This is a genomic window from Paenibacillus sp. P3E (genome assembly GCF_001909045.1).
Classification (GTDB): domain Bacteria; phylum Bacillota; class Bacilli; order Paenibacillales; family Paenibacillaceae; genus Paenibacillus_AQ; species Paenibacillus_AQ helianthi.
The window spans coordinates 38,318-50,844 of sequence record NZ_LVWH01000103.1 but is presented as its reverse complement, the minus strand read 5'-3'; the positions used below and the strand labels follow the sequence as shown (position 1 = coordinate 50,844).

The 12,527-nt window shown below is 47.7% G+C and carries 13 protein-coding genes; 7 read left to right on the top strand and 6 right to left on the bottom strand.

Annotated elements, in window-relative coordinates; all coding sequences use genetic code 11:
• Positions 1-15: 15 nt before the first annotated feature.
• Positions 16-1,707 carry a M3 family oligoendopeptidase gene (locus A3842_RS09845; protein ID WP_074101225.1) on the bottom strand — a complete coding sequence of 564 codons (1,692 nt, stop codon included), beginning with the start codon at positions 1,705-1,707 and terminating at the stop codon, positions 16-18.
• Positions 1,708-1,846: 139 nt separating this feature from the next.
• Here A3842_RS09845 and A3842_RS09840 point away from each other — a divergent pair, with 139 nt between their 5' ends.
• On the top strand, positions 1,847-2,314 hold the full coding sequence (locus tag A3842_RS09840; protein WP_074101224.1) for a DUF1801 domain-containing protein: 468 nt from the start codon (positions 1,847-1,849) through the stop codon (positions 2,312-2,314).
• A gap of 5 nt (positions 2,315-2,319) precedes the next feature.
• On the opposite strand, the gene A3842_RS09835 is transcribed toward A3842_RS09840, so the two are convergent.
• Entirely contained in the window at positions 2,320-3,075 is a 756-nt protein-coding gene (locus A3842_RS09835) for an alpha/beta fold hydrolase (protein ID WP_178382326.1), read from the bottom strand.
• A gap of 212 nt (positions 3,076-3,287) precedes the next feature.
• On the opposite strand from A3842_RS09835, the gene A3842_RS09830 reads away from it, so the two are divergent.
• Positions 3,288-4,169 carry a GNAT family N-acetyltransferase gene (locus tag A3842_RS09830; protein ID WP_074101223.1) on the top strand — a complete coding sequence of 294 codons (882 nt, stop codon included), beginning with the start codon at positions 3,288-3,290 and terminating at the stop codon, positions 4,167-4,169.
• Positions 4,170-4,540: 371 nt separating this feature from the next.
• Here the strand turns inward: A3842_RS09830 and A3842_RS09825 are convergent, their stop codons facing one another.
• From A3842_RS09825 to A3842_RS09815, 3 genes are all read right to left on the bottom strand, one after another.
• Entirely contained in the window at positions 4,541-5,479 is a 939-nt protein-coding gene (locus tag A3842_RS09825; protein WP_074101222.1) for a phosphotransferase enzyme family protein, read from the bottom strand.
• A 75-nt stretch (positions 5,480-5,554) separates the two neighbouring features.
• On the bottom strand, positions 5,555-6,493 hold the full coding sequence (locus A3842_RS09820) for a VanZ family protein (RefSeq protein WP_074101221.1): 939 nt from the start codon (positions 6,491-6,493) through the stop codon (positions 5,555-5,557).
• Positions 6,494-6,628: 135 nt separating this feature from the next.
• The gene (locus A3842_RS09815) at positions 6,629-6,949 is read right to left on the bottom strand and encodes a hypothetical protein (protein ID WP_074101220.1); all 321 of its coding nucleotides are present in this window, start codon (positions 6,947-6,949) and stop codon (positions 6,629-6,631) included.
• 370 nt (positions 6,950-7,319) lie between these two features.
• On the opposite strand from A3842_RS09815, the gene A3842_RS09810 reads away from it, so the two are divergent.
• The gene (locus A3842_RS09810) at positions 7,320-7,736 is read left to right on the top strand and encodes a VOC family protein (RefSeq protein ID WP_074086358.1); all 417 of its coding nucleotides are present in this window, start codon (positions 7,320-7,322) and stop codon (positions 7,734-7,736) included.
• 271 nt (positions 7,737-8,007) lie between these two features.
• Here A3842_RS09810 and A3842_RS09800 read toward each other — a convergent pair whose 3' ends face one another.
• The gene (locus A3842_RS09800) at positions 8,008-8,823 is read right to left on the bottom strand and encodes a sugar phosphate isomerase/epimerase family protein (protein WP_074086359.1); all 816 of its coding nucleotides are present in this window, start codon (positions 8,821-8,823) and stop codon (positions 8,008-8,010) included.
• A gap of 176 nt (positions 8,824-8,999) precedes the next feature.
• Between A3842_RS09800 and A3842_RS09795 the strand changes: the two genes are divergently transcribed.
• The 4 genes from A3842_RS09795 to A3842_RS09780 all read left to right on the top strand — a co-directional run bounded on the left by A3842_RS09795 (position 9,000) and on the right by A3842_RS09780 (position 12,514).
• Positions 9,000-9,992 (top strand): Gfo/Idh/MocA family protein, encoded by a 993-nt coding sequence (locus tag A3842_RS09795; protein WP_074086360.1) that lies wholly within the window; start codon positions 9,000-9,002, stop codon positions 9,990-9,992.
• Positions 9,993-10,251: 259 nt separating this feature from the next.
• On the top strand, positions 10,252-10,695 hold the full coding sequence (locus A3842_RS09790) for a LytTR family DNA-binding domain-containing protein (RefSeq protein WP_074101219.1): 444 nt from the start codon (positions 10,252-10,254) through the stop codon (positions 10,693-10,695).
• 12 nt (positions 10,696-10,707) lie between these two features.
• Positions 10,708-11,148, top strand: a complete 441-nt coding sequence (locus A3842_RS09785) for a DUF3021 family protein (protein WP_074101218.1) — start codon at positions 10,708-10,710, stop codon at positions 11,146-11,148.
• Between the two features lie 73 nt (positions 11,149-11,221).
• On the top strand, positions 11,222-12,514 hold the full coding sequence (locus A3842_RS09780) for an amidase (protein WP_074101217.1): 1,293 nt from the start codon (positions 11,222-11,224) through the stop codon (positions 12,512-12,514).
• The last annotated feature ends 13 nt before the right edge of the window (positions 12,515-12,527 follow it).

The following is a 12,527-nucleotide window of genomic DNA, read 5'->3' as shown; positions in this document are numbered from 1 at the left end:
GAGCCGAAGCGGCACTTACAGTTGCTTATCGTCTACGCTGTTCAGCCAGCCTTCAATATCACCAATCACGGAGCTGATGCAGCCGTCTTCAAAGGGAGATTTCAGTCCGGCCAGCTCGACCAATTGAAGGAAAGACAGGCTTCCGCCAGCCTGACAGAGCCGCAGGTAGTCGGCCCATGCTGATTGGAAATCCTCATTTGACCGTTTCCAGAACTGGAAGGCGCAGAGCTGAGCCAATGTGTAGTCAATATAGTAGAACGGAGAGCGGAAGATATGGGCCTGCTTATGCCAGAATCCCCCTTGCTCCAGATAATCATTGCCGTCATAGTCGCGCAGGGGCAGGTATTTCTTCTCAATTTCGCGCCAGGCCAGTTTGCGCTCGGCAGGTGTGGCATCCGGGTTGGCATAGACAAAATGCTGGAATTCATCTACCGCAACCCCATAGGGGATGAACTGCAGACTGTCACCCAGATGGTTGAAACGGTATTTGGCAGCATCCTCCTCGAAGAACAGGTCCATCCATGGCCATGCGAAAAACTCCATGCTCATGGAGTGGATTTCCGCCGCTTCATAGGTTGGAAAAGCATACTCAGGCAATTGGATATGACGGCTCTGGTATACTTGGAATGCATGCCCCACTTCGTGGGTCAGCACATCGATATCCCCGGAGGTTCCGTTGAAGTTGGAGAAAATAAATGGAGCCTCGTACTGGCTGAGATAGGTGCAGTAACCGCCAGATTGTTTGCCTTTTTTGCTGACCAGATCCATCAGTTCATTCTCCAGCATGAAGCTGAAAAACTGATCGGTCTCAGGGGACAGCTCTTTGTACATTTTGGCCCCGTTTGCGATGATCCAATCGGGATCGCCTTTGGGAGTGGCGTTGCCGTTGTTGAAATTTAGACTTTCATCATAAAATTTCAGCTCCGCAAGACCCAGACGCTCAGCCTGGCGTTCCTTCAGCTTGCGGGAAGCAGGCACGATATGCTCCTGCACCTGCTTGCGGAAATTAGCGACCATTTCAGCATTGTAGTCCGTACGCATCATCCGGTCATAGCCGAGTTCAACGAAGCTATGGTACCCAAGCTTTTTGGCAATACGGGTCCGCACCTGGACAAGCTCGTCGAAGATACGGTCAAATTCCGGCTCATGTTCAGCCATAAAGTGGTATCTGGCCGCAGATGCACGCTTGCGCATATCCCGGTCTGTTGACAGCTCGAATGGGGCGAGCTGGGACAACGTCCGTTCTTCCCCTTCGAACTGGATTTTGGCGGAAGCGATAAGCTGGGAATACTCAGTGGACAGCTTATTCTCGAGCTGGAGGTCCTCTATGATGTCGGGGCTGAATGTCCGCAGCGAGATTTCGGCAATCTGCAGCAGCTGTGTACCCCACTCCTGTTCAAACTCTGCTCTGAACTTAGAGTTCACGAGGGCTCTGAAGTAGTCCGTTATGTACTCCTGAATCACCGGCCCCACTTCATCCATGTAATCTTGTTCAGCTTTGTAGAATTCATCCTCTGTGTTGATCGAGTGTCTGATGCTGGCCAAAGTCTCCATGGTGCCAAATTCATTACGCAGCTTATTAATCGCGGTAAAAGCGGCTCGCTGCTCTTCCAGACTTTCAGCACTAAGACCTTTAAGAAGCTTGGTAAAGCCGGCCTTTAGCTTCTCGACATCCGGCCGTTCGTACGGGTATTCGCTAAATTTCATGTAATCATCAACATCCTTTCGGGTAACTGTGAGAAACATATCGTTTTTATTATAGTATCTGGAAGAAATTAAATCACTAATTTATGCTTGTAATTCCATGTGAAGGTAATCCTGTGGATATCAGATAGGAGGAGAACAGATGAAATACGAATCGGCCAGTCCCGAGGAATATATCAGCCAGCTGCCTGAGGAACGGAAGGAAGCCATAATGAAGCTAAGACAGATACTGAGGGACAACTTGCCTGTGGGGTTTCAGGAAACCATGTCTTATGGAATGATAACCTATGTTGTTCCCCATCAGATTTATCCGCCTGGTTATCATGTTAACCCCGATCAGCCGCTCCCTTTTGTCAGTATAGCCTCGCAGAAGAATTTCATTGCACTCTACCATATGGGGATATACATGGTACCCGGGCTGCTGGATTGGTTCAAGGAAGAGTATCCGAGGCATGTTCAAACCAGGCTCGATATGGGGAAATCCTGTGTGCGGTTCAAAAAAACAAATAGCATCCCGTATGATCTTATTGCACAGCTAAGCAGCAAGATTACTGTGGATGAGTATGTTCGAATGGTTGAGAGCGAAGTGAAGAGGGCTAAGAAGAACTAGCGGATCTACACTATAGGATGCTGTTTCAAAAAATGCAGGATTGCATCATTTACCAATACGGGGTTCTCTCTCAGCATATGCGGCCGGTGGCTGCCTCCAGGAACAACAAGATACTTAGAGTTCTCTACCAGAGCAGTCAAGTGCCGGAGCTGGGATTCCTGTACAAAGAGATCATGCTCCCCGGCGATAAACAGGGAAGGGCAATCGATGCTGTGGATCTGCTCCTCGGTTAGTTGCGGGAATAACCGCCAGTCTGCGGCGCTCTGCCGCATGAATTCCTGCCAGTTTCCGCGGTGCGCCTCCTCATGCCGTTCGAGCATTTGTTGGATGATGACGTCCTTGCCGTGTGCAGCAAGCCATTCCGGCTCGTACTCATCCGCACCGGACGGCTCTTTGAACCCGCTAGAACCGATGGTCGTCATTGAAAATACACGCTCCGGCGCATTTAACGCGACAGCCATGGCCACTCCTGCCCCCAGGCTATAACCGATTAAATGCGCTTTGGGGATGGACAACTGCTCCATAAACGCAGTAATATCATCCGCCAGCTGTGGGGTGCTCCAGGCCAGATTATTGCACCGGGTTCTGCCATGTCCCCTGAAATCCGGAAAATAGCAGGTGTACGCATTCTGAAAATCAAGGATTTGACTCGCAAATGCCAGTATTCCCCTTGAATAAGCGCTGTGCAGAAAGATAACAGGCTCTCCGGTACCCATCTTTTCATAGAACAACTCTAAGTCACCCAATTGAATATATGGCACGATATCCTCCTTGTAAGAACAAATGTTCCTTCCATTGTACTCCTGGAATATGGATATGTCACGCTCATGAAATCGTGTATAAATTGGAATGTGAATGAATGGCAGACAGAATGTTCTGTGGGTAAAAACATTTTTCAGTAGAACTTGGCATATGTCTTGTACAGTAAATAACTTACAATTAAAAGAGACAATGCCAAGGGAGAGGGATACATATGGGGACTCGTTATAGAGACTATACATCAGATGACATGATGAAAGTGAGCCGGTTCTTGTCACATGCCCATTCAAAATTAAATCGGCCGAGCAGCTGGACGATTGCCCGTTTTGAATTCGAGATTTTTTTCTATAAGTGGAGGGCGGGCTTGCTCCCCGAGTGGGAACAAAATATCGGACTGTGGGAACGCGACAATGGGGAACTGGCCGCTGTGGTTTGCAGGGATGGGGATTTCTACTTTCAATTGGATACAGATCATCCGCAGGAGGATCTGCTGTGTGAGATGTTAGAATTCATCGAAGCGAAGTCTGCTCCGGCTGCCGTGAAGCTTGCAGTGCCAAAGGGGATGTCAAAGCTGCAAGAGTTGGTCCAGGGCAGGGGATATGTGCATCTTCCGAACGAGAGCGATAATATTATCTCCATCACGCTGGAGAAGGAATTTTCGGTGAATATTCCTGTTGGCTTTTTGCTTCAATGCGGGGAAGAGGTGTCAGACCAGGCTAAAGCGCAAGGCCACATAATGGCGTTTAACTACCCGGGAACTGTACATGCAGAGCAGATGCTGCGGTTATACGGGGGTATCCGTCAAGCACCGGGTTATCGTCCGGCTCTGGACTTGTCTCTGATTAATGAGCAGGGGGAGGTCGTGGCGTTTTGTAATGCTTTTGTGGATGAGGTGAACCGGATAGGAATTCTTGAACCGGTGGGAACCCATACGGATTACAGACTGAGAGGGCTGGGCCGGGCGGTAATCTATGAAGCGCTGAACCGTCTGCGGTCTCTCGGCATGGTTAAGGGATATACAGGTCCCATGCAGCCATTTTACCAGCGCCTCGGATTTCAGATGGATGTGGAGTTCGAGGTGTGGCAGAAGCTATGAGAAATAGACCTTTCGAACAAAACCGTCAGGATCTCAATCATAAGAAACAGACTGGATCCTATATACAAACCAAAGGCAGCCTTGAATTGGAAAATAAAGTTCTGGACTGCCTTTGGTTTGTTGAATGCTAACGTTCTCCATTAGAGCTTAATGATCATTTACTGATTAAATACACAAGGGTCATTTGAATTTCATCATATATTACTTATCAAGTATTTTTCCATTATCGCATTTCCATCGTTGTATCTTTGGCATATGGCAACAGGATGTTGCGAATGAATTACGCGAATTTATTGAGCTATCTTCCCCGATAGTTGGACAGGTAGCCAATAATACCGGCAGCCTGTTCGTCATGATGCTAGCGATTCCCGCTAGTTGAACGTGAAATGTAGATAGGGTTCATCATTAATCAGGGATAGCTCCATATCCTTCAGGTATTCTAGCTGTTGTTCCGTTAATTGGCTCTTATCAGCATAGATGGAGTGATACGTAAAAGAGTATAGGTGTCTGAGTTGAATAAAGTAATCAATATCCTGAGTGAAGTTCGTATCTGGGTTCCCCCGAACATATCCCTCCATAAATTCTTGGTAAAAACGTCTTATGAAATTGTTTCTTTCGTTCTTTATTATAGCTTGTGTAGTGTGGTAAATTACGATCGCTAAATCATAAGCGTACCAATGATACTCGCTGTCTCCGAAATCAATGATACTAAGTGAGTTTTCTCTGATTAGCAAATTTCCATGATGAAGATCTCCGTGAATTAGGCCAAAGTTATCAGTTGAAACAGGGAGTTTTTTTAACACTTCAATGTGTTTAAACCACTTCTCAATCAGGATCGTGGGTAGCTGAGCTGATTCAAATTGGAGTAAAATTTTGTTTTCATTCCAACAAGGGAACGCATGGTTAGCTGTATATGCTTTTGAAGCAGTGTGGATATGTCCCATTGCCTCGCCCCATCTTTCAAACAATGGTGCTCTCCACATCGCATTGTTGGTTTGGTGGATATGTAAGCCGTTTATCTTTTCATAACAAACGAAGTAGTAGTCATCATTAATACGTTGAATAAAATCTTTTCCTTGTTTACGTATTGGTCTAGCCACATTAAGTCCCCTCGAAAGAAGGTAATCCAGCCATTCCGATTCAGCTAATGATTTCAGTTCACTAACAACAGAATCTTCCAAAATCTTAACAATAAATTTTGTGTTACTTCCAACTTCAAATACATTGTTATTGTATCCGCCTATTAGCTTGTAGTCCGAGAGGTCTAAATCCAATAGAGATAATACTTCCTTTATAAGCCCTTGTTCCATCTCCCATCCCCCAGTAATATCCAATATATAGATCCAGTAATCCTGAATAATATTCAACACAAATTATCTATGGATTCAGTTCCACAAATATTTCATTTTCCTATACCCAACATCCCATATTTTTTCGTTCCCCTCGATGGTTATCTTGAGTTCGCTCCCAGCCTCGATAGGAATCTCGAAAATCGCCGGAAACAGATCTGGATCATTACGTTGAACTTCTCCAGAACTGGTCAATACCTCGCGTCCATCGACGGAAACACGGATGCTTCCGGAATAATCCGTTGGTTCAGGTATTCCGTAATACAAGGAGAAAATAATCTTCTCTTTATACGAATACATAAACGTTTCTGAATTCCCACCTGCAACGCCATACATATTATAGCGGGGTTTTACGTTTTGAGCGCTTATTTTAAAGCTATTCAGGCTTTTTCCAGTTGATGAATTTCCAGAGCTGTCCATCAATTCGTTTATGGCCACAAAGGGACCTTCTTCTTTGGTGGACGCTTTATCTACAATCCCACACAATCCCCATACCCCTAATAAAAGAACCATACAGGAAATGGCGGTTATCAAAAAATTGCGCCAATTGTTTTTTGAACGAACACCAAGCTTGTATGCCCCAAAACCGACTGCTGCACCTAATGTATTTTGAATGGCATCGTTAATATCGAAGCTGCCCAGAAACGAAAGGGCCTGTATGGTTTCCATTACGAGAATCGAAAAAAAGAACATTGTAATGAATCGAAGAAACGTAGTCCGATATAACAATAAAATCAATATACCGTATGGGATGAAAGCTACGATATTTCCAAATCCAACAAAATCCATGAGGGTAGGGTGTAGAAGATCAGATATAGTAGGCAATTTAAAGAAACTATCTGGTAAAAAAATAAAGGTGTAGCCATTCGTTCGCTCTGCGGCACCCATTCTACCGAATGCGAAAAATAAAAAATAAAGAATTATGATTGTATAGAGCATGGTTATGGTAAAAATAACTTTACGCTGTTTTGACATGGTTAACTCCTTTGTCGGGTGTATACGTCCTGTAAAACTGAACTTGCTGCCCCAACCCATTTTACTATAATTACCACTAACTTGCCCGTTACTTCAATGAAAAAAGCAGACTGCAATACAATCTGCTCATTTCCGCTATCGTTCCTCGTTAGAACAGCCTGCAGGATCTCGCCGACAGGCTGTGTAATTAACCGAAATGTCGCGATCTGATCGAGAATTGAACGGCGGTCCGGTCGGGACTGTACAATGGCGGATGCGCTCCTCCACGATCTCCATGTCCGGATACTCGTTGCGGTGCTCGCTAAGATAGGCAATCTCTTCTTTTGACAGTTTCGATTTGATCCGTCGTTGTTGGGATTGCAGATGCGTCCTGCCTCTGATGTCCATAGCCTCGATAACTTTCTCAGTCGTCAACGGCTTGGAATTCGCTTCGCCTTTTCCGTTAAACAGCTCCACTAGTTTTGCAGCCAGCGCCTCCGCCGCTTCTTGCTTAAAGCCTGTTTTGACGGTAAACTACAGGGACTGAGTGGAGATCGAATATGCGTACGATTAGTGAGGAGAACAGGAGAAATAATGGTGACTGTTTCGAACTTTTTCTTTCGTACTTCGGTTTTATCATTAATTTCCTGCCGTTCCCTCATTCCGTTACTCGATATCCACCCTTTAATTGTCATGGAATGGCGGGTATCCGAACTCAATACCAAGTTATTTTTCAAAATTTACGCTTCCGAATCCATGAGACCGATGAATTCCCGGATCGGCTGTCGTCTATATAAACGAATGCATAAATGAACACAAACTAATTTGACGAAGAGGTGTTTTGAAAATGGCATTAACGTCCACATTCACGAGCATCAACCTGCCTGTAAAAAACGTAGAACAATCGAAAGCGTTCTTCACCGGACTCGGATTCGAGCTCAACCCGCAATTCCCCGAGAATGAGAATTCGGTAGCCATCGTGATCGGCGACAACCTGCAGGTCATGCTGATCAATCAAGCATTCTTTAATACGCTCACAGAGAAGGAATCCGTCGATACGGGCAAGTATGCGCAGATGACGATCGCATTGGCCTTCGAGAGCCGGGAAAAGGTCGATGAAATTGTGAATACCGCGGTCTCCATGGGCGGGAAATTGCACGCTGAACCTGAAGATCATGGGTTCATGTATCATTGGGGCTTCGTGGACTTGGACGGCCATCTGTGGGCCATTAACTACATGAACATGGATGCGGCACAAGGTTGAGGCTAACGGAGAGCACGCTGTACTAGGGTTCAAAAAGAAAGACGCCGGGCATCTTCCCCGGCGTCTTTCTTCGATGATTAGTTTTGTTCGGTATAGGCTTTGAAATTGTCTATGATCGCATGCCAGCCTGCTTGCTGGAACTCGGCGGGGTTGGAGCTTTATCATCTTTGTATTTTCAATTGCAGTGGAAGGCGGCGTTTTTGACAGCTCTGGCTGATGTTTTGCGGTCTGGACCCAAGGCCAGAGACGCTGGCATTACGCAGATATTATCCTATTTGAATTGGGCCTGAAGCCATTCTGCCGACTGCTGCATGTAACCTAGCTGATCCGCAGCATCAAAATGCTCAATCGCTACCGTATCCTTGTACCCGATGGATTTTAGCCGCTCCAGGATCTCTGGTATCGGAATGCAACCGGAGCCGACAGGGGCCGGGAACAGCTTCGTCCCGTTTGTGGTGATCTTCGGCGTTTCCAAACGATGCTCCTCCAGTGAGCGGTCTTTGCAGTGGACATGTACAATTCTCGATTCCAGCCTTCCGAAGGCTGCTAGCGCATCCTCACCCTGATAGATGAAATTGCCAGTGTCGAAGGTACAGCCCAGCTTCGGAACCTTATCCATAAACCATAGTAATTCTTCGGAAGTGGAAAATGGCGCACGGCTGTCATCGAAATCCTCCAAAGTGATTACCATACCTTTGGACTCCGCGTATTCGCACATCTCCCGGAGCGCTGCAACCATTCGCTGCAGCGAGCTGTTCCGCAGCTCCTCGCTGGCTGATTCCTCAATGAAACCCGGAATCACAAGTACCTTGTCCGCCCCCAAATACTCTGCCGTGTCAATAAAATCCAGTCCAGGCTGCACATCGGAAGCATTGCCAAAATCAAAAAAAGCGTACATTGAAGCTATCGAAATTCCAGCTTGCTCCAGCTGATTTTTCATGGCCCCGCGGCTGGGCTGTACCTCGTCCAAATCCAGCTCGACCGCCTGGATGCCCCATTCGCGCGCCCGGCTTAGTACCTCGGGTACCGACAGCCCGGATTGCTTGCTTGCGGTAACAATATGGTTGTAAAACACAGATATTTTCATACATGCGCTCCTTCCGTCCTATCAGAGTCTTGCAATCGCTTCCTTGAATTAGTATAGGGGATATTCAGCAGGGGTTCCACTGTGGAATTCAGCATGGAGGACAGGTGTCCTTTTATTGTTCCCGTAATTGCTCTAATATGATGAACAGTAATTCTGATACAGAGGAGAGATTCAACTTGAATACAGTAAAGCTCAGTTTTATCGGTGCGGGATTTCATGCATCTACCAATATTTACCCTTCTGCTATCCAAGCAGGGGCTGAAATTACCGCGATATCGACCCGTGATCTGGAGCGTTCGAGGGCCGCACTTCAGCGGTTTGGCAGCAGAGGCAAGCCCTATGACGATTACCGGAAAATGCTCCGGGATGAAGAAAGCGATGGGGTGGTGGTAGTCGCGCAGCCGCAGGATCAAAGTTCATTGGTGCTGGACTGCATCCATGCCGGAAAAAATGTATATGTGGACAAACCACTAGGCTGGAATGGTCCGGAAGCTCTTCAGCTAGCAGATGCAGCCGAACAGGCCGGAGTAGTGCTGATGGTCGGATTCATGAAGCGTTATGCTCCCGTCTATATGAAGCTGAAGGAGCTAATTACAGGAGGGACATTGGGCGGCGCCCGCTCCTTCCAGGCGCGGTTTGCAGTAGACAGCACACCTTTCTGTAAAGACGAGGAGCAGTTCATGAAGCTTGCTGCTATCCATATTGTAGATTTACTGCGTTTTTTGTTTGGCGAAGCGGTACAGATTTCAGGATTTACAAACAATGATAACGCACAAATCTCCCAGAGCATTTCACTGAAATTCGCAAATGGCATTGTGGGCAGTGTTTATTTTGCCGGGATGAGTGCCTGGTCCAGAGAAAGTGAGAGCCTGATGGTTACCTTCGATCACGGGTTTGCCTGTGCAGATGAAGTGGTGAAGCTAACCGTTCATCATTCACTTACAGCCAGCGGACTGCCTTGGCAATCGCTTGCCGAGCAGGATACCGTGTTCACCCCTTCAGCATCCGCAATGTCTGGCGGTTACAGAGATCTATATCTGCGAGGCTTCGTTGGCGAAATGGCGCACTACATGAAATGCTGCCGGGAAGGGTTGACCCCTGTCTCCAGCGGACGGGATAATGTGAAGACCATGGAGCTGTGTGATGCTATTCTGTCAGCACTGATGTAAATGGGTTTACTCTGGGGGAGAGTTCAATGATCACAGAGCTGAATGCGGCAACATCGCGGTAAAAGCTATAGTTAGTGGAATGAATCCGGGCTGGGTATTCGCAGAGCTGCGAATCGAAGCCTATGCATCGATATAGTCATCCTGCCCCTCTTAAGAAGCAGCATAATGCCATCTGGATGCAGCTTACGCAAAGCCTATTGAAGATGCGCTTTTACAAAAATATACTGTAATTGCAGGCAGAAGGGCGGGAGGGACGCAGATGAAAATCACCATTGAGAGCATACCGGAAGACAGCGAGCCTGAGATTATTTTGAGGTGCAATGATCCCGATGAAGAGGTGCTGAAGCTGCTGCATTCCATTCCATCCATGACGGCATCCAAGAAGCTGATCGGCATGACCGATCTTCAAATGCATATCATCGACCCGAATGAGGTGTATTATTTCGAGGCTGTGGATCACAAGGTGTTTATCTATTGTGCCAAGAAGGTTTATGAATCCAGGTTGAAGCTGTATGAGATTGAGCTGGCCTATGCGCACAGGGATTTTTTTAGAGCCTCCAAATCAACCATCCTGAATATTGCCAAAATCAAGTCCGTCAGCCCGGTCCTTTACGGAAGATTCGAAGCTTTGCTGCACAATAGCGAAAAGGTCTTCATTTCACGGCAATATGTTCCGGTACTGAAACAAAAACTAGGACTCTGAGGAGGCTCCATGATGAAAACCGGCAAATTCGTATCCTGTATCTTGAAGGATTTGTTCACAGCATGTGGATGTGTGACGATTCTGGTGGCGATTGTGCTGACCTTGAACTCGACCGGTTCCGTCGGAACATCAATATTATGGCAGATTATTATGGCGGCTGCGGCGTTTACCTGCTTCAAATACGCTTTGGTGAGTACACAAGGGCTTAGTAAACATGCGCAAACACTGAGCTTCTATATCTGTTTTGTGCTTGGCGATGTTTTTGTAATCCTATGGCTGTGGCTCTTCAGTTCCGGACCGTTCAGGGAAAAAGGGCTGCTGCTTCCCTTCGTGATTACCGTCCTGGTGATTAAAGGCATGGTGTACGCAATGCTGCACATCGATGGGAAGAAGGAAGCCAAGCAGCTGAATGAAAAGCTGAGCGAGTATCAGAGCGGCGGCAACAATTTATGAAGGAGTGACTGCCACCTAATCAGAACTCCATACGTAAGTAGAGAGACATATACCTTCCTATGGAGATGATGATATGCTTCTCAATCAAACTTCTATTATTCCTCTTGCAGCTTCGGATTTCCCGGAGAACGGACTTCATCCTTCCTGGGACCTGTTCCGGCTGCGTTATGAGTGGCTTGAACCTCAAATTCATGCCTTTGTAGCTGAGGAAAATGCCGGGGAACGGTTGGCCCGGGATGAGGGCTTCTTGCTTAAGAACTATGCCGGAAATGCGGAAAAGCCTGTATTCTACGGAGTTCCTGTAGGCATCAAGGACCTGCTGCATGTGGAGGGATTGCCTACCCGGGCCGGGTCCGGCTTGCCGGCTGAGGTGTTGACCGGCCCGGAAGGGTCTTTGATCCGGCGCCTCCGCTCACTGGGTGCGCTGATCGCAGGAAAGACGGTTACCGAGGAATTTGCTTATAATGGTCCTATTGCCACGCGTAATCCCCATCATACGGATCATACTCCAGGTGGCTCAAGTGCAGGCTCAGCAGCAGCGGTTGCTGCCGGATTATGTCCACTGGCGGTTGGCACCCAGACCCTCCGTTCGGTGATCGCCCCAGCGTCCTTTTGCGGTGTGGTGGGCTTCAAGCCAAGCTATGGCAGAGTGCCGCTGGATGGAGTTGTTTTGCTGGCCCCTTCTTTTGATACCGTGGGGTTCTTCACACAGAATGTACCGGATATGCAGGTTGTTGCAGCCTCGCTTCTCCCGGACTGGAGGAACCTGCATCAGCAAGCCCGCAGCAAACCGGTACTTGGCATCCCCCAAGGGGTATACATGGAGCTGATGAGTAGTGAGGTCAAAGAAGCTTTTAACGCACAAATCTTAAGTCTTCAGCAGCAAGGTTATGAGGTAAAGCAAGTAAGTATGCCATGGGAGGATGAGTTTATCTACGGAAATGCCATGCTGCGGTTTCTGGAAGGTGAAATGGCCCGGGAGCATGCCCTGTGGTTCGGTCGATACGCAGAGTGCTATGGCAATCCCGTAAGGGAGGCTATTCTACGGGGCCGGGAAATCTCCGATACGGAGCTGGGGATGTGCCGCCGGAAGCAGTACAGACTGCGCCGGGAGCTGGAGAATGTCCAAGCAGCACAGGGAGTGGACCTCTGGGTATCGCCAGCACAGGGTGGAACTGCACCTAAGATCGGTGAGGGCACCGGGTGGTCCGGGATGACCGCTATCTGGACCTTCGCGGGTTGTCCTACCATCAGTCTGCCATCAGCCAGTATTAACAGCCTGCCGCTTGGCTTTCAGTGCGTAGGGAGTTATGGGGAAGATGAGGCACTGCTGGCTTGGGTGCAGGGAATTGCTGAGCATTTGTAAGTCATTTACGGAT